This is a genomic window from Nocardia sp. NPDC004415 (assembly GCF_053602435.1).
In genome coordinates this window covers 1-15,781 of sequence record NZ_JBSGDP010000033.1, presented here as the reverse complement: position 1 = coordinate 15,781, position 15,781 = coordinate 1, and the positions used below count along the sequence as shown (strand labels likewise).

At 71.8% G+C, this 15,781-nt stretch carries 16 protein-coding genes; 13 read left to right on the top strand and 3 right to left on the bottom strand.

The window, feature by feature from the left end; genetic code table 11:
- Nucleotides 1-57: 57 nt before the first annotated feature.
- Nucleotides 58-1,398, top strand: coding sequence for a M16 family metallopeptidase (locus ACWEMY_RS17250; protein ID WP_452390817.1), 1,341 nt, complete (start codon nucleotides 58-60; stop codon nucleotides 1,396-1,398).
- Nucleotides 1,399-1,449: 51 nt separating this feature from the next.
- The gene (locus ACWEMY_RS17245; RefSeq protein ID WP_452390816.1) at nucleotides 1,450-2,826 is read left to right on the top strand and encodes a tetratricopeptide repeat protein; all 1,377 of its coding nucleotides are present in this window, start codon (nucleotides 1,450-1,452) and stop codon (nucleotides 2,824-2,826) included.
- Between the two features lie 3 nt (nucleotides 2,827-2,829).
- Here ACWEMY_RS17245 and ACWEMY_RS17240 read toward each other — a convergent pair whose 3' ends face one another.
- Complete coding sequence (locus ACWEMY_RS17240; RefSeq protein ID WP_375929147.1) at nucleotides 2,830-3,159, bottom strand: ArsR/SmtB family transcription factor; 330 nt, start codon at nucleotides 3,157-3,159, stop codon at nucleotides 2,830-2,832.
- 108 nt (nucleotides 3,160-3,267) lie between these two features.
- On the opposite strand from ACWEMY_RS17240, the gene ACWEMY_RS17235 reads away from it, so the two are divergent.
- The gene (locus ACWEMY_RS17235; RefSeq protein WP_452390838.1) at nucleotides 3,268-4,491 is read left to right on the top strand and encodes an MFS transporter; all 1,224 of its coding nucleotides are present in this window, start codon (nucleotides 3,268-3,270) and stop codon (nucleotides 4,489-4,491) included.
- Here ACWEMY_RS17235 and ACWEMY_RS17230 read toward each other — a convergent pair whose 3' ends face one another.
- Nucleotides 4,492-4,890, bottom strand: a complete 399-nt coding sequence (locus ACWEMY_RS17230; protein ID WP_452390837.1) for a VOC family protein — start codon at nucleotides 4,888-4,890, stop codon at nucleotides 4,492-4,494.
- Nucleotides 4,891-5,026: 136 nt separating this feature from the next.
- Here ACWEMY_RS17230 and ACWEMY_RS17225 point away from each other — a divergent pair, with 136 nt between their 5' ends.
- From ACWEMY_RS17225 to ACWEMY_RS17190, 8 genes are all read left to right on the top strand, one after another.
- Nucleotides 5,027-6,127 carry an alcohol dehydrogenase catalytic domain-containing protein gene (locus tag ACWEMY_RS17225; RefSeq protein ID WP_452390815.1) on the top strand — a complete coding sequence of 367 codons (1,101 nt, stop codon included), beginning with the start codon at nucleotides 5,027-5,029 and terminating at the stop codon, nucleotides 6,125-6,127.
- Between the two features lie 73 nt (nucleotides 6,128-6,200).
- The gene (dapB, locus tag ACWEMY_RS17220; RefSeq protein WP_375929144.1) at nucleotides 6,201-6,947 is read left to right on the top strand and encodes a 4-hydroxy-tetrahydrodipicolinate reductase; all 747 of its coding nucleotides are present in this window, start codon (nucleotides 6,201-6,203) and stop codon (nucleotides 6,945-6,947) included.
- On the top strand, nucleotides 6,944-7,438 hold the full coding sequence (locus tag ACWEMY_RS17215) for a hypothetical protein (RefSeq protein WP_375929143.1): 495 nt from the start codon (nucleotides 6,944-6,946) through the stop codon (nucleotides 7,436-7,438). Before dapB ends, ACWEMY_RS17215 begins: the two co-directional genes overlap by 4 nt.
- 6 nt (nucleotides 7,439-7,444) lie before the next feature.
- The gene (locus ACWEMY_RS17210) at nucleotides 7,445-7,897 is read left to right on the top strand and encodes a flavodoxin family protein (protein ID WP_452390814.1); all 453 of its coding nucleotides are present in this window, start codon (nucleotides 7,445-7,447) and stop codon (nucleotides 7,895-7,897) included.
- 110 nt (nucleotides 7,898-8,007) lie between these two features.
- Nucleotides 8,008-8,673, top strand: coding sequence for a response regulator (locus ACWEMY_RS17205; RefSeq protein ID WP_375929141.1), 666 nt, complete (start codon nucleotides 8,008-8,010; stop codon nucleotides 8,671-8,673).
- Nucleotides 8,670-9,890: a sensor histidine kinase gene (locus ACWEMY_RS17200; RefSeq protein WP_452390813.1), complete on the top strand. Its 1,221-nt coding sequence runs from the start codon at nucleotides 8,670-8,672 to the stop codon at nucleotides 9,888-9,890. The genes ACWEMY_RS17205 and ACWEMY_RS17200 overlap by 4 nt, the downstream gene beginning before the upstream one ends.
- Nucleotides 9,877-10,902, top strand: coding sequence for a hypothetical protein (locus tag ACWEMY_RS17195; protein WP_375929139.1), 1,026 nt, complete (start codon nucleotides 9,877-9,879; stop codon nucleotides 10,900-10,902). Before ACWEMY_RS17200 ends, ACWEMY_RS17195 begins: the two co-directional genes overlap by 14 nt.
- Before the next feature lie 38 nt (nucleotides 10,903-10,940).
- A complete protein-coding gene (locus ACWEMY_RS17190; protein ID WP_452390812.1) occupies nucleotides 10,941-12,140 on the top strand; it encodes a winged helix-turn-helix domain-containing protein in 1,200 nt (399 codons plus the stop codon).
- A 7-nt stretch (nucleotides 12,141-12,147) separates the two neighbouring features.
- Here ACWEMY_RS17190 and ACWEMY_RS17185 read toward each other — a convergent pair whose 3' ends face one another.
- Complete coding sequence (locus ACWEMY_RS17185) at nucleotides 12,148-12,594, bottom strand: hypothetical protein (RefSeq protein WP_452390811.1); 447 nt, start codon at nucleotides 12,592-12,594, stop codon at nucleotides 12,148-12,150.
- 150 nt (nucleotides 12,595-12,744) lie between these two features.
- Between ACWEMY_RS17185 and dapA the strand changes: the two genes are divergently transcribed.
- Both dapA and ACWEMY_RS17175 read left to right on the top strand, forming a co-directional pair.
- Complete coding sequence (dapA, locus tag ACWEMY_RS17180; RefSeq protein WP_375929136.1) at nucleotides 12,745-13,653, top strand: 4-hydroxy-tetrahydrodipicolinate synthase; 909 nt, start codon at nucleotides 12,745-12,747, stop codon at nucleotides 13,651-13,653.
- A complete protein-coding gene (locus tag ACWEMY_RS17175) occupies nucleotides 13,650-15,743 on the top strand; it encodes a ribonuclease J (protein WP_452390810.1) in 2,094 nt (697 codons plus the stop codon). Before dapA ends, ACWEMY_RS17175 begins: the two co-directional genes overlap by 4 nt.
- The last annotated feature ends 38 nt before the right edge of the window (nucleotides 15,744-15,781 follow it).

Here is a 15,781-nt window from a genome sequence, read left to right as displayed (position 1 = left end):
GCTCCCGTGTCGAGAGGTTGAGAACGCCATGCCAGTACAGCCGTCCGGTGGGATCGGGTGACGAAGCCACAGTTGAGCCAATCGCCCACCACCGAAGACCTCGCCACCGACGGGGGAGTGCGCCGCACCGTGCTCCCCGGGGGCCTGCGGGTGGTCACCGAGCACGTGCCCGGCGTGCGCTCGGCCTCGATCGGCGTCTGGGTCGGCGTCGGCTCGCGGGACGAGGGCCCGACGGTGGCCGGCGCCGCGCACTTCCTCGAACACCTGCTGTTCAAGGCGACCCCCACCCGCTCGGCGCTCGACATCGCCCAGTCCATGGACGCGGTCGGCGGCGAACTCAACGCCTTCACGGCCAAGGAACAGACCTGCTACTACGCCCACGTCATCGACGAGGACCTGCCGCTGGCGGTCGAACTCGTCTCCGACGTGGTGCTCAACGGGCTGTGCCGGGCCGTCGACGTCGACGTGGAACGCCAGGTGGTGCTCGAGGAGATCGCCATGCGCGACGACGACCCCGAGGACCTGGTCGCCGACTCCTTCCTCACCGCCATGTTCGGTGACCACCCGATCGGGCGGCCGGTGATCGGCACCGTCGAATCCATCGAGGGCATGCAGGCCGCCCAGCTGCGCGGCTTCCACCAGCGCCGCTACCGTCCCGAACGGATGGTCGTCGCGGTGGCGGGCAATGTCGAGCACGACCGGGTGGTGGAACTGGTGCACCGGGCTTTCGAGGCACGCCTGGACACCGCCGCCGAACCGGCCCCGCGCCGCGAGGGCAAGTTCCGCGCGCAGGCCGCGCCCGGGCTGGTGCGGATCAATCGCGACAGCGAGCAGGCGCACCTGGTGTTCGGTGTCCGCGCCTTCGGCAGGCACGAGGGACAGCAGCGCTGGCCGCTGTCGGTGCTCAACACCATCGTCGGCGGCGGGCTGAGTTCCCGCCTGTTCCAGCGCATCCGGGAGGAACGCGGGCTGGCGTACTCGGTGTACTCGAGTGTCGACACCTTCGCCGACACCGGCGCGTTCTCGGTGGCCCTGGGCTGTCAGCCGGAGAACCTGGCCCAGGTGGCGGTGCTGGCGCGCGGCGTGCTCGACGAGGTGGCCGCCAACGGTGTCACCGATGCCGAATGCGCCAGGGCCAAGGGCTCGTTGCGCGGCGGTCTGGTGCTCGGGCTCGAGGACTCGGCCTCGCGGATGAACCGCATCGGCCGCAGCGAACTCAGCTACGGCAACCATCGCAGCGTCTCGGCGACCCTCGCGCGCATCGACGCGGTGACCACCGAGGAGGTCAGCGAGATCGCCCGCACCCTGCTGGCGCGCCCCTACGGCGCCTGCGTCGCCGGGCCCTACCGGCGCACCCGCGACCTGCCCGCCTCGGTGCGTAAACTCGTCGAACGCTGAGCGTTTCGCCGCCGGGGCAGTCTGCACCGGGCGGCACAGGGGGAGGCAGTCGTGCAGGTGGAGGTGGCGCTCGAACGCGCCGAAGTGGCCAGGGAGATCGGGCGGATCGAGGAGGCGCGGCGGTTACTCGGGGCGGCGTTGACGGTCGCGCCCACGGATACGCGGGTACTGATCGCGTTGGCCGATATCGCCTTCGCCCAGGACGACTACGACGCCACCCTGCGGCTGGCCGGACAGGTCGTCCACGCCGATCCCGAAGCGGCCAGGGGCCACGAACTGGTCGCGCTGGCGTCATCGATGCAGGGGCGCTGGGACACGGCCGCCGAACACGCGGCGACCGCTGTCCGGCTGCTGCCGGACGATCCAGGGGCCCTGCTGATGGTGGCGTGGCTGGCCGCCAACAGTCCGCGTAAGGACCGGGAACGGGCCAGGTGGGCGGTGCGGGAAGCGCTCGCGCTCGCCCCCGAGGACGCCTCGGCGCACTGCTCGGCCGCGGAGATCTATCAGCGCCTGCTCGACATCGACGAGGCGCGAGAGCACATCGACGCCGGATTGGCGATCGACCCGCTGCACATCGACCTGCTGCGCATGCGGGCACAGTCGGAATTCTCGCGCGGCCGCCGCGCGGCCGCCCTCGCGACGCTGCGCGGACTGCTCGCCCATGCCCCCGCCGACGCGATGGCCGCTCAGCTGCTCGGCGAGGTGTTCTGGCGGACGCTGCTGCGACCGGCGGTGTGGGTCTGGGCTTTCGCGGGCTGCTACGCGGCCGCGGCGATGTGGGCGCCGGTCGGGGTCTTGCGGGTGCTCTCGCCGCTGCTGTTCGCGGCGCTGCCCCTGGTCTGGTGGCGGGTGTTCCGCACGCTGGGTGAGCAGCTGCCGCCGGGCTATCTGCGAGCCAGGGTGCGCCTACCCCGGGTCGTCCTCGCGCTGGCCGCGGTCGCTGTCTCCGGACTGCTGGTCGATGTGGGCGCCGTCGCCATGCGCTCCGAGGTCGCCGGGTTCGTGCGGCTCGGTGGCCTGGTGCTGGTGCTCGGCGCCGCCGGCGCGGCGTGCGGGCACCTGCTGATCGTCACCGCGTGGCAGCGCTCGCGCGGCGACGCCGATCCGCTCGCCGGCTTCCGCTTCGTCACGCGTAAGGCTTTGGCGCTCGGGCTGGTATTCGTCGTGCTGGTGCCGATCCTCGGCCTCGTCCGGGGCTGGGCCCGCCAACCCGCCGTCTTCGGTGCGCTGGTCGCGGTGCTCGGCATCATCGTCGGCACCCGTGCTCTCGGGGCCTGCTACGTGGCGTGGCGCCGCCGATCCCGCCGCGTCTCGCTGGGCACGGTGATCCTGCTCGTCGTGCTGGTCTGCGCGGGACTCGCCGTCTGGTGGGGTGGCGGCGAACTCGTCCACGGGGAGATCCGGGCGGCGGTGGCCGGCGACGGCTGAGGTCTACCCCTGGGCGCGGTTGGCGGCCTCGACGATCGCCGGGAGCAGGCCCGGGACGGCGTCCTCGACCTCGGCGGTGCGTAGCCGCTGATAGGTCTGGCCGTCGATGATCAGGCGCTCGATCAGCCCGGCCTCGCGCAGGATCTTGAAATGGTGGGTCGCGGTGGACTTGTTGATCGCCTCGTAGAGGGCCGAACAACGCACCGCGGTCCCCGCGTTGCTCAGGCGGCGGACCATCTCCAGCCGAACCGGATCGTGCAGCGCGCCGAGCACGGTCGGCAGCCCGGCGACGGGCAGGGTCGGCGCCGGGGGGAGATCTTTCGCCTGGGTCATGATCTACCTCACTGAGGGGTTTGATAACCATCATACTCGGCGTAGGGTCTGCGGTGTTCGATGACGATCAAACTCCGCTGATGGGGGGATGCTGTGGCAGCGACAACGATGGCCCCGGTCGAGGCAGGGCAGCGCTGGGCGTACGGGCTGGTACTCGCGGCGACCGGCGTCGCCCTCGGCGTCTCCGGAGCGCCCGCACCGCTCTACGGCATCTACGAGACCCAGTGGCATCTCAGCCCGCTCAGCACGACCACCGTCTTCGCCGTGTACGGCATCTCGGCGCTGGGCGCGGTGCTGGTCTCCGGGCGGATCTCCGATGTGGTGGGCCGCAAACCGGTGATGGTCGGCGCCTTCGTCACCATGATCCTCGGACTGGTCGCGTTCCTGCTGGCCGATTCGATGCCCATGCTGCTGGTCGCCAGGGCGCTGCACGGGGCGGCGGTCGGGGCCACGGTCGTCGCCGGTGCCGCCGCGCTGCTGGACCTGCGGCCCGAACGCGGCGCGCGATCCGGGCAGCTCAGCGGGGTGGCGTTCAATGTCGGCATGGCGGTGGCCGTGCTCGGTACCGCGGTGCTCGCCCAGTACGCTCCCTCGCCGCTGCGCACCCCGTATGTGGTGATCGCGGTGATCTGCCTGGCGGTGGCCGCGGGCATGCTGGCCCTGCGTGAACCGCACACCGCGCGCGTGCGCACCCGCATCACCATCGCCAAGCCCGCGGTGCCGCGCGAGATCCGCGCCGATTTCTGGTTCTCCGCCATCGGGGTGATGGCCGCGTGGTCGGTGCTGGGTGTGCTGCTGTCGCTGTATCCGTCGCTGGCCGCGGCCGAGACCGGCGTGCACAATCTGGTCTTCGGTGGTGCCGTCGTGGCCAGTACCGCCTTCGCCGCCGCCATGGCCCAACTGTTCGCCACCCGCATCCCGGCTCGGCGCGCCGCCATCGCCGGTGACCTCGGAATGGCCGCCGCGCTGCTGGCCACCATTCCCGCGCTGGGCACCGCGCAGCCGGTCGTCGTGGTGATCGCCGGGCTGGTGCTGGGCGCGACCTTCGGTCTCGGGTTCGGTGGGTCGCTGCGGCACCTGTCCGAAGTCGTTCCGCCGCATCGCCGGGGCGAGACCATGTCGGCCTATTACCTGCTGGCCTACTCCTCGATGGCGCTGCCCACGCTGGCCGCGGGCTGGGCCGCCACCACCTGGGGACTGGCCACCGTCTTCCCGTGGTTCATCGCCACCGTCGCGGTGGCCTGCGTGCTGGCCGCACTGCTCGGCATCCGCGGCAATCGCGCGGCGGCACAGCGGATTCCGGCCGGCCCGGGGACCGGCCGGAACGCCTGACTACTCCGGCGGCCAGCCACCGTACGGGACGGTGATCAGCTCCAGGAAGTGGCCGTTGGGGTCGAGAAAGTAGACCCCGCGGCCACCGTCGTTGTGATTGATCTCGCCGACCCCGTGCTGCTGCGGGTCGGCCCAGTGATCCAGTTTGTAGCGCTGGATCTTGGCGTAGGCCGCGTCGAACTCGGCCTCGGAGATCAGGAATGCGTAATGCTGTGGCTGGATCTCGGACACCTGGGGCGGCACCTTCGCGAAATCGAAGACGGCGCCGTGATCGAGGGGGAGCGCGATGAACGGGCCCCACTCTTTTCCGATGTCCAACCCGAGGATGTCCGCCCAGAATTCGGCGGTCTCCCTATTGTCCTTGCATCCGACAATGGTGTGATTGAACTGTACTGACAGGGGATTTCCTCCTGGATTCGTGATGGCACCGACCCTGGGCTCGGTACGAGGCGGCCGACAGGAGCACCATCACCGCGACCGAGGTTAGCGGCCGATCCCGCGCCGTGCAACGGCCGATTGACGGTAGGTTCGCGCCATGAGGATTCGTGGAGCCGTCCTGGAACGCATCGCCGATCCGGCGCCGTTCGCCGAGTCGCGGCCGATCACCGTCTGCGAACTCGACCTGGCCGCACCGGGCCCCGGCGAACTGCTGGTGCGCATCGAGGCGGCGGGTCTGTGCCATTCGGACCTGTCGGTGGTCGACGGCAACCGGGTGCGGCCGGTGCCCATGCTGCTCGGGCACGAGGCGGCGGGCATCGTCGAATCGGTCGGCGCCGGCGTCGACGATGTGGCGCCGGGGCAGCGCGTGGTGATGACATTCCTGCCCCGCTGCGGCGAGTGCGCGGGCTGCGCGAGCAACGGCCGCACCCCGTGCGGGCCCGGCAGCGTCGCCAACAATGCCGGGGAACTGCTCGGTGGCGGTCGCCGCCTGCACCGCGACGGCGCGGAAGTCCATCACCACCTGGGGGTTTCGGGCTTCGCCACGCACGCCGTGGTCGATCGCCGCTCGGTGGTCCCCGTCGACGCGGACGTGCCGCCCGAGGTGGCCGCGGTGCTGGGCTGCGCGGTGCTCACCGGCGGCGGCGCCCTGCTCAATGCCGCGAAACCCGGTGCGGGCGACTCGATCATGGTGGTCGGGCTCGGCGGGGTCGGCATGGCGGCGGTGCTGGTGGCGGTGTCCCTCGGCCTCGGCGAGGTGATCGCCGTCGACACCGTGCCCGAGAAGCTGGCGCTGGCCACCGAATTCGGTGCCACCGCGGTCTACCCGCCCGGCGAGCTGGCCGGGGTCACCGCCGACGTGGTGATCGAGGCCGCGGGCAATGTTCGCGCCTTCGAAACCGCCGTCGCCGCCACCGCGCCCGGTGGCGTCACCGTGACGGTCGGCCTGCCTGCCCCGGATGCCACCGCGACGATCTCGCCGCTCACCCTGGTCGCCCAGGGCCGCACCATCATCGGCAGCTACCTGGGCTCGGCCGTTCCCGACCGCGACATCCCCGAGTACGTGCGGCGCTGGCGGGCGGGCACGCTGCCGCTGGACCGGCTCGTCTCCGCGCGCATCGGCCTCGATCAGGTCAACGAGGCCATGGACGAACTCGCCGCCGGTGCCGCGCTGCGCCAGGTGATCGTCTTCGGCTGACCTCGCGCCCACGCCCGCGCCGCTGCTCGATAGGCTGACAGCGACGACGACGCGAGACGACGAGGAGATACCGGTGACCATTCGGGTCGGAGTGCTCGGTGCACACGGCAAGGTCGGGCAGGCGATCTGCGCCGCGGTGGACGCCGCGGACGATCTGGAGCTGGTGGCGCGGGTCGACAAGGACGACGCGCTGGAGAAGTTCACCGAGACCGGCACCCAGGTCGTGGTCGACTTCACCAACCCCGACGTGGTGATGGGCAATCTGAAGTTCCTGGTCGAGAACGGTATCCACGCCGTCGTCGGCACCACCGGGTTCGACGAGGGCCGCCTGGCCGAGGTGCGGTCCTGGCTGGCGCAGCGCCCCGAGGTCGGCGTGCTGATCGCCCCGAACTTCGCCATCGGCGCGGTGCTGTCGATGCGCTTCGCCGAGCAGGCGGCGCGCTTCTTCGACTCGGTCGAGGTCATCGAGCTGCACCACCCGAACAAGCTCGACGCCCCCTCCGGCACCGCCTACCGCACCGCCGCGCTCATCGCCGCGGCCAGGGAGCAGGCCGGGGTCGGGATCAGCCCCGACGCCACCACCACCGAGCTCGAGGGTGCCCGCGGCGCCGACGTCGACGGGGTGCGGGTGCACTCGGTGCGCCTGGCCGGACTGGTCGCGCACCAGGAGGTGCTCTTCGGCACCCAGGGCGAGACGCTGACCATCCGGCACGACTCCATCGACCGCAACTCCTTCGCCCCCGGCGTGCTGCTCGGCGTGCGCGAGATCGGCGGACGACCCGGGCTGACGGTCGGGCTCGACCCGTTCCTGGATCTGTGAACGCCGCGGCGGCGCGACCCGACCGGCAGGTCTACCGGATCGTCACCCTGGTGGCCCTGCTGGTCCTGGCGGTGATCTTCTACTTCGTCCGTCTCGGCGGGCTGGCGGTGGCCTTCATCGCCGACGGCAAACCCGCGGGCATCGCGCTCGGTGTCGCGATGCTGCTGCTGCCGATCGTCGGCGCCTGGATCCTGTGGGCCACGCTGCAGGCGGCCTTCGCCCATCAGCGCCTGGCCAAGCGCATCCACGAGGAGGGCCGCGAGGTGGACACCTCGCAGCTGCCGCGGCGCCCGTCCGGCCGGATCGAACGCCCCGCCGCCGACGCGCTGTTCGCCGAGATCAAGGCCGAATGGGAGGCCGACCCGGACAACTGGCGCTCCTCCTACCGGCTGGCCCGCGCCTACGACTACGCCGGTGACCGCACCCGCGCCCGCGAGACCATGCGCCGCGCGGTCGCCCTGGAGAAGCTGGAACGCGACAGCGGAGAGTAGCGAGCCATGGCCCGGTTGCTGATCATCCACCACACCCCCTCGCCGCACACCCAGGCGATGTTCGAAGCCGTCCTGGCCGGGGCGAGCGACCCGGAGATCGAGGGCGTGGAGGTGGTGCGCCGGGCCGCCCTGGCCGTCACCGCCGTCGACGTCCTCGACGCCGACGGCTACCTGCTGGGCACCCCCGCCAACCTCGGCTACATGAGCGGCGCCCTCAAACACGCCTTCGACACCATCTACTACCCGTGCCTGGACTCCACCCGCGGGCGGCCCTACGGCCTCTACCTGCACGGCAACGAGGGCACCGAGGGCGCCGAGAGCTCTGTCGACCGGATCACCACCGGGCTGGGCTGGAACCGGGGCGCGGCGCCGGTCGTGGTGTCGGGTCCGCCCGCCAAGGCCGATCTGGAACGCTGCTGGGAACTCGGTGCCACCCTGGCCGCGAGCTTGATGGCCTGACCGCGCCCCGAATTCTGGTGGGCTGACAAGCCGGGCGCGGATGCGGTAGAACTCGACACCGACGTGTTGCGGGCTGGCCGCGGTGGGTGTTCGAGGATGGGGAGTGGTCGGTGAGCGAGAATCCGGCGGTCCGGCGGATCGGGTTGGTGGAGGATCACGAGTCGGTGGCGATCGGCCTGGCGGCCATGCTCGGGCCCGAGCCCGACCTGGACCTGGTCGCGACCTCGCAGACCGTGGCCGGACTGCTCGCCGTCGACGCCGACCTGGACCTGGTGGTGCTGGATCTGCGCCTGCCCGACGGTTCCACACCCGAGGACAATGTGAACGCGCTGCGCGAACACGGCATCGAGGTGCTGGTGTTCACCGGCGCCGACAACGCCTTCCTGGTCCGTTCGGCCGCCAAGGCCGGGGTGCTCGGGGTGCTGCGCAAGTCCGAGAGCGTGGCGACCGTGGTCGAGGCGGTGCGCCGGGCGGCCTCGGGCGAGCAGGTCGTCACCACCGACTGGGCCGCGGCCATCGACGGTGACCCGCAGCTGTCCGACGTGGGGCTCAGCCCCCGTCAGGAGGAAGTGCTCATGCTCTACGCCTCGGGGGAGAAGGCGTCGCGGGTCGCCCGGCTGACCGGGCTGTCCGAGCAGACCGTCAACGACTACCTCGGCCGGATCCGGCAGAAGTACGCCGACGCGGGCCGCCCGGCACCGACCAAGACCGACCTGTACAAACGCGCCGTCGAAGACGGCTGGTTACCGGTGCCGGAACGGCAGCAGCGCACGTGATCGCCACCGCGGTCCGCGCGGTGGCAGGCCCTGACATCGAGCTGGAACGCGCCGCGACCGAGCAGATCCGCCGCAGGCTGGGCCTGGTGGTCGGCATCGGGGCCACCATGGTGATGGTGCTCGAGCTGCCCGCGGTGCTGGTGCAGCCGGTCAACCGGTCGGTGTGGCCGGAGGTGCACCTGCTGGCCGCCTACGCGCTGTTCGCGCCGCTGGCGATCGTCTCCGCGCGCGGCCCGGCCGGACTGATCCGGCGGGTCGCCGGCGCGGCCGCGATCTGCTATTTCGCCGCCACTCTGCTCACGCCGCTCGTCTACTCGGTGGTGCACATCGGCTCGTTCGCGTCCTGGCCCTATCGCGGGCTGGTGCTCGGCGTGATGGCGGCCGGGCTGGCCTGGCCGCTGCGGGTGGCGGCGGGCTACGCCGGGATGCTCGCCGTGGCGACCAGCGTGTCGAACGTGTTCGTGGTGCCGGGTAGTTCGGTGTGGGCGCTGCTGGGTGACGTCACCCGGGCGCTCGGGGTCGCGGCGCTGTTCCTGTGGTGTGTGGTCTACGCGCGCACGGCCGCCGAACGGGTCGACCAGGAGGCGGTCCGCCAGCGCACCAGGGCGGCGACGGTCGCCGCGACCGCCGCGCGCGACCGGGAGAGTGCCCGCTTCGCCGCCCTCATCCACGACGCGGTGCTGTCCACCCTGCTGGAGGCCTCCCGGACCGAGCGGTCCTCACCGGTGCTGCGCAGCCAGGCCGCCAGGACGCTCGAACAACTCGAGCAGGCGCGCTGCGCGACCGAGACCGTGCACCTGGACGCCGCCGCGGCCGTGGCCTTTCTGCGCGATGCCGTGCGCGACGCGAACCCCGACATCCCGGTCCAGGTCACCACCCGGCGCGGAGCGGACCTGAGCCTGCCGATGGAGGCGGCGCAGGTGCTCGGCGCCGCGCTCACCGAGGCCGTGCGCAACAGCCTGCGCCACGCCGACATGCCCGCGCGCCGGGTGCGCCGCGGCGTGTCGATCACCATCGCCACCGGCACCGTGCGGGCGGTGCTGTCCGACGACGGCGCGGGCTTCGACCCGGCGCGGGTCCCGGCCGACCGGATGGGCGTCGCGGGCAGCATCCTGGGCCGCATGCAATCACTGCCGGGCGGAACGGCTTTCGTGGAATCGGCGCCCGGCAAGGGCACCGTGGTGACGCTGGTGTGGGGTGCGCATGGTCGAGCGTGACCTGCCCTTCGGCATGCGGGACCTGTTCGGGCTCAGCGACGGGATGGCCTGGCTGTTCGTGGTCATCTTCGAGGCCACCATCGTGCTGTACCTGCGCGTCAACTTCGATTTCGTGCCGCCGCTGATGGCGGGCGTGGCGCTGGTGCTGATGGCGGTGGCCGCGCTGGTGGTGCTGGTCTTCCCGGTGGACCCGCTGCCCTGGCCCGCCACCGCCTTCGTGGCCTGCGCGGGCCCGGTCGCGATGGCGGTGACCGTGCCGTGGATCGAGAACCCGACCGGCTTCTCCCACCAGCTCTGGACCGCCTATCCCACCTCCTACCTGCTGGCCATGCTGGTGTTGCGCGGGCGCATCGGGGCGGCCTGGGTGGGGGTGGCGGCCGCGGCGACGGTGCTGGTGACCCTGGGTGTGTTCACCGACTGGCATCCCGAGACCGTGATCCGCGCGCTGACCCCGGTCGCCACCGTCGGCGCGGTGACGGTGTTCATGGCGATCGTGCGCCCCTCCCAGCGCTCGCTGCGCGAACTGCGCGGCCAGGCCAATCGGCGGGCCGCCACCGAGGCGGCGCTGGGCGCGGCCACCGCCGAACGCGACCGGCAGCTGACCCGCCTCGACCAGGTGGCCCGGCCGATGCTGGCGCGCATCGCCGAGGGCGCCCAGCTCACCGCCGCCGAACGCGAACAGTGCCGGTTGCTCGAGGCGGAACTGCGCGACGGGTTGCGCGCGCCCGAACTGGTGGCCGAGCGGCTCAGCACCGCCGCGCGCGAGGCCCGCGGGCGCGGGGTCGAGGTGACCCTGCTCGACGACGGTGGCTTCCGCGGCGTCCCGGAATGGGTGCGCGGCAAGGTGATCGACGCCGCGGTCGGCGCGCTGGACGCCGCGGCGGCGGGCACCGTCACCGTGCGGGTGCTGCCGGTCGGGCGGCGCTGGGTGGCGACCGTGCTGGCGGCCGACCCGCACGGTGACCGGCGCATCGAGATCGACACCGCGGGCGCGATCCAGGTCCGCGACTGAGCCGGGAATCTGTCGGACCCCTCTGTCAGGCTGAGGGGATGCAGCGGATGAATGCGGCCACGGCCCGGCGGACGGCGCTGGCCGCGCAGGGCTTCGGTAAACGGCGACCGGCCAACCCCAACCGGCGCGCGGTGCTCGACGTGGTCGCCAGAACGCGTCTGCTGCAACTGGATTCGGTGTCGGCGGTGGTCCGCGCGCACTACGCCCCGGTGTTCAGCCGGATCGGCCCCTACGACCGGAGCCTGCTCGAACGCGCCGCCTGGAGCGACAGCCCGCGCGCCCGCCGCGGCCTGGTCGAGTACTGGGCGCACGAGGCCGCGCTGATCCCGGTGAGCGACTGGCCGCTCATGCGCTGGCGGATGGCCGAGTACCGGCTGGGCCGCTGGGCGGGCATACGCAAGGCGGCCGAACGCAATCCGACCCTCGGCAAGGACATCCTCGATGTCGTCACCGAGGTGGGCGCGGCCAGCGCGGGCGAGATCGAGAAACACCTGGAGCTGGACAAGCCGCGCCCCAAGGGCACCTGGTGGAATCTCAGCGACACCAAACTCATCTGCGAGCAGCTCTTCGCGGCCGGGGAACTGTCCACCGGCACGCGGGTGGGCTTCACCCGGCACTACGACCTCACCGAACGCGTCGTCCCCGCCGACGTGCGCGCCAGGGAGGTCCCCGAGGACGAAGCGGTCCGCGAGCTGATCCGCCGGGCGAGCCGCGCCCTGGGCATCGCCACCGAAGCCGACCTGCGCGACTACTACCGCCTCGCGCGACGGCAGAGCACCCCGGCCATCGCCGCGCTGGTCGACGCGGGCGAACTGGTCCGCGTCGTGGTCGACGGCTGGGACGCGCCCGCCTACCTGCATCCCGAGGCGAGCACCCCGCGCCGCGTCGCCGGGGCCGCCCTGCTGTGCCCGTTCGATCCGCTGATCTTCTTCCGCCCGCGCACCCAGCGCCTGTTCGATTTCCACTACCGGATCGAGATCTACACCCCCGAACCCAAACGGGTGCACGGCTACTACGTCTTCCCGTTCCTGCTCGACGGGCATCTCGTCGGCCGGGTCGACCTGCGGGCCGAGCGCGCCTCCGGACGCCTGCTCGCCCCGGCCGCCTTCGCCGAGCCCGGTCACGCCACGCCCGAGACCGCCCACGCGCTGCGGGGCGCGCTGCGCGAGATGGCCGATTGGCTCGAACTCGACGACGTCGTCATCGGCGAGCGGGGCGATCTGGCGCCGCTGTTGTGAAGGCGGGTCACCAGCCCTTCGGGCCCTGCCCCCGCATCTGATCGCGCAGTGCCCCGCTGACCGCGCCCGAGAGCCACGAGTTCAGCGACTGCCCGTTCTGCTGGGCCGCCTCCTCGGCGCGGGCCTTGAGCTGTTCGACCAGCCGCAGGGTGACCCGGCTGATATCGCCGGTCATCTCCTCGAAACTCGGCGCCTCCCCGGAATCCGACGGCGTGTTCTTGCGCACGTCGGCCACCGCGTCGGTGCCGTCGAGCCGCACGTGCACGGTGCGGTCGCCGAGTTCGGTGCTGATCTCGGCGGCCAGTTCCGACAGCGCCGACAGCAGCACCAGCCGGCTCGAGCTCTCCACCGCCGCGGCCAGTGCGGCGGCGGTGGCCTGCGTTTTCTCGTCTCCGAGGGCGGCCGCGGCGATCAGTTCCTCGCGCAGCCGCGCGGTATGCGCGTTCAAATCCATGACATCAGTGTGGCGTCATGAATGACATCACGCAAGGGTGTTCGTGCTGTCACGCGCGGCGGTGCGAAATCGCCGGAAAATCCGCGCCGGTCACCGCGCAGGCCGCTAGGGTGTCGAGGCTCATGCGGCGACCGGGTAGCCTTTCTGACCATGACGAACGGTGAATCGACGCCAACGGAGCTGCACGCGTCCGGCACGGTAGGTGTCGCGATGGTGACCCCCTTCAGCGCCGCGGGCAAGCTCGACGTCGATGCCGGTGTGGGGCTGGCGGCGCGCCTGGTCGATCGCGGCGTCGACCTGCTGATCATCTCGGGGACCACCGGTGAGTCGCCGACCACCACCGAGACCGAGAAGGCCGACCTGCTGCGCGCCGTGGTCGACGCCGTGGGCGACCGCGCCACCGTGGTCGCCGGTGCGGGCACCTACGACACCGCGCATTCGATCGAACTGGCCCGCGCCGCCGAGAACGCCGGTGCGCACGGCCTGCTCGTGGTGACCCCGTACTACTCGCGCCCCACGCAGGAGGGCCTGATCGCGCACTTCACCGCGGTCGCCGACGCCACCTCGCTGCCCATCACGCTCTACGACATTCCACCCCGCTCGATCGTGCCGATCGCCATCGACACCATCCGGCACCTGGCCGAGCACCCCAATATCGTCGCGGTCAAGGACGCCAAGGGCGATCTCGTCTCCGGTGCCGACCTGATCGCCACCACCGGGCTGGCCTTCTACTCCGGTGACGACGGCCTGAACCTGCCGTGGCTCTCGGTCGGCGCGACCGGATTCATCAGTGTCATCGGCCATCTCGTGCCAGAGAAGCTGCGCGCGATCCACTCGGCCTACGCGATCGGTGACGTGACCACGGCCCGCGAGATCAACGCGACACTGCTGCCGCTGTTCGCGGCCATGACCCGCCTGGGAGGTGTGGCGATGTGCAAGGGAGCACTGCGATTGCTCGGCGTCGACGTGGGTGAACCCCGGTTGCCGCAGTTGATGCCCACCGCGGCCCAGCTCGACGAGCTGGCCCTGGACCTGCAGGCCGCGGGGGTGTCGGCATGAGCGAACCCACCGCCCGCAAGCCCCGTCGCCGTTCGGCTTCCCGCGCCGCGGGTGCCCCCGAGCCCACCCCGGTGCGCACCGAGCCCGTCGCTCCCGCCGCCGCGGAGCCCGCCGCGCCCGCCGAATCCGCCGCGCCCGCGGCCGCCCAGCCGGTCGCCGCCCAGCAGGCCCCCGCGCCCGCCGAGCCCGTCGCCGAGATCGCCGCGGCCGCCGATCTGGCCGGTGCGGCCGAGGTCGGCACCGATCTGCTCGGCTCCGCCGAAGAGCGCCCCGCGGCCAAGAAGGCCCCGCGTCGCGCCAAGAACAAGCCCGCCGAACAGGCCGCGCCGCAGCAGAACCGCCGCGGTGGCGGTCGCGGCAGGCAGGGCGGTCGCGGCCGGGGGGACGCCCCCGCCGAGCCGCGCGCCAAGGCACCCCAGGACCGTCTCGGCCCGCCGCCGAAGCTGCCCAAGAACGGCCTGCGCCTGTTCGCCCTCGGCGGCATCGGCGAAATCGGCCGTAACATGACGGTTTTCGAGTACGGCGGCAAGCTGCTCATCGTCGACTGCGGTGTGCTGTTCCCCGAGGACCAGCAGCCCGGCGTCGACCTGATCCTGCCCGACTTCGGCCCCATCGAGAACCGGATGGCCGACATCGAGGCCATCGTGCTCACCCACGGTCACGAGGACCACATCGGCGCGGTGCCGTTCCTGCTGCGCCTGCGCTCCGACATCCCGGTGATCGGCGCCAAGTTCACCCTCGCCCTGATCGCGGCCAAGGCCCGTGAGCACCGGCTCCAGCCCAAGCTGCGCGAGGTCGCCGAGGGCGAGACCACCGTGCACGGCCCGTTCGAGCTCGAGTACTTCGCGGTCAACCACTCCATCCCCGACGCGCTGGCCGTGGCCATCCGCACCGGCGCGGGCGTGGTGCTGCACACCGGTGACATCAAGCTCGACCAGCTGCCGCTGGACGGCCGCCTCACCGACCTGGCCGGTTTCTCCCGCCTCGGCGACGAGGGCGTCGACCTGTTCCTGGTCGACTCCACCAATGCCGAGGTCCCCGGCTTCGTCACCCCCGAGCGCGAGATCGGCGGCGTGCTCGACAATGTGATCGGCAAGGCGCGCAACCGCGTGATCGTGGCGTCGTTCGCCAGTCACGTGCACCGCATCCAGCAGGTCGTCGACGTGGCGCAGAAGTACAACCGCAAGGTCTGCTTCGTCGGCCGCTCGATGGTGCGCAACATGCAGATCGCCCAGGACCTGGGCTACCTGACCGTGCCCGACAACGTTGTCGTCGACCTGGACCAGGCCGCGAACCTGCCCGGTGACCGCCTGGTGCTCATCTCCACCGGCTCCCAGGGCGAGCCGCTCTCGGCGCTGGCGCGCATGGCCCGCGGTGACCACCGCCAGATCAACATCCGCGCCGACGACCTGATCGTGCTGGCCTCCTCGCTGATCCCCGGCAACGAGAACTCGGTGTTCGCCGTGGTCAACGGCCTGGCCCGGCTCGGTGCCACGGTGATCACCCAGCAGAACGCGAAGGTGCACGTCTCCGGCCACGCCTCCGCGGGTGAGCTGCTCTACCTCTACAACGCGGTGCGCCCGACCAACGCCATGCCGGTGCACGGCGAGTGGCGCCACCTGCGCGCCAACGCCGCGCTGGCGGTCGCGACCGGGGTGCCCGAGGAGCGGGTGGTGCTGGCCGAGGACGGCGTGGTGGTCGACCTGGTCGACGGCATCGCCTCCATCGTCGGCCGGGTGCCGGTCGGGCACGTCTACGTCGACGGCCTGTCCGTCGGTGACGTCGGCGAGTCGACGTTGTCGGATCGACTGGTGCTCGGTGAGGGCGGTTTCCTGTCCATCACCGTCGTCATCGACTCGACCACCGGCAAGGCGGTCAGCACCGAGCTCAACGGGCGCGGCTTCTCCGACGACCCGACCGCGCTGCAGGGCGCCGTCGAACTGGTCGAGGCCGAGCTGCTGCGCCTGGCCGGTGAGGGCATCACCGACACCCACCGCATCGCCCAGGGTGTGCGCCGGGTGGTCGGGCGCTGGGTCGCCGACACCTACCGGCGTCGTCCGATGATCGTGCCGACGGTCATCGGGGTCTGACCTCCGACACACGAGAACCGCCGGGTGACACTGTCACC

Bases quoted from the DNA above. Each gene is read 5' to 3' on its own strand.
- ACWEMY_RS17225 (WP_452390815.1), top strand. From the start codon at position 5,027: ATGAGGATTCGTGGAGCCGTCCTGGAACGCATCGCCGATCCGGCGCCG.
- ACWEMY_RS17185 (WP_452390811.1), bottom strand. From the start codon at position 12,594: ATGGATTTGAACGCGCATACCGCGCGGCTGCGCGAGGAACTGATCGCC.
- ACWEMY_RS17190 (WP_452390812.1), top strand. From the start codon at position 10,941: ATGCAGCGGATGAATGCGGCCACGGCCCGGCGGACGGCGCTGGCCGCG.
- ACWEMY_RS17240 (WP_375929147.1), bottom strand. From the start codon at position 3,159: ATGACCCAGGCGAAAGATCTCCCCCCGGCGCCGACCCTGCCCGTCGCC.
- ACWEMY_RS17235 (WP_452390838.1), top strand. From the start codon at position 3,268: ATGGCCCCGGTCGAGGCAGGGCAGCGCTGGGCGTACGGGCTGGTACTC.
- ACWEMY_RS17195 (WP_375929139.1), top strand. From the start codon at position 9,877: ATGGTCGAGCGTGACCTGCCCTTCGGCATGCGGGACCTGTTCGGGCTC.
- ACWEMY_RS17175 (WP_452390810.1), top strand. From the start codon at position 13,650: ATGAGCGAACCCACCGCCCGCAAGCCCCGTCGCCGTTCGGCTTCCCGC.
- ACWEMY_RS17210 (WP_452390814.1), top strand. From the start codon at position 7,445: ATGGCCCGGTTGCTGATCATCCACCACACCCCCTCGCCGCACACCCAG.
- dapA (WP_375929136.1), top strand. From the start codon at position 12,745: ATGACGAACGGTGAATCGACGCCAACGGAGCTGCACGCGTCCGGCACG.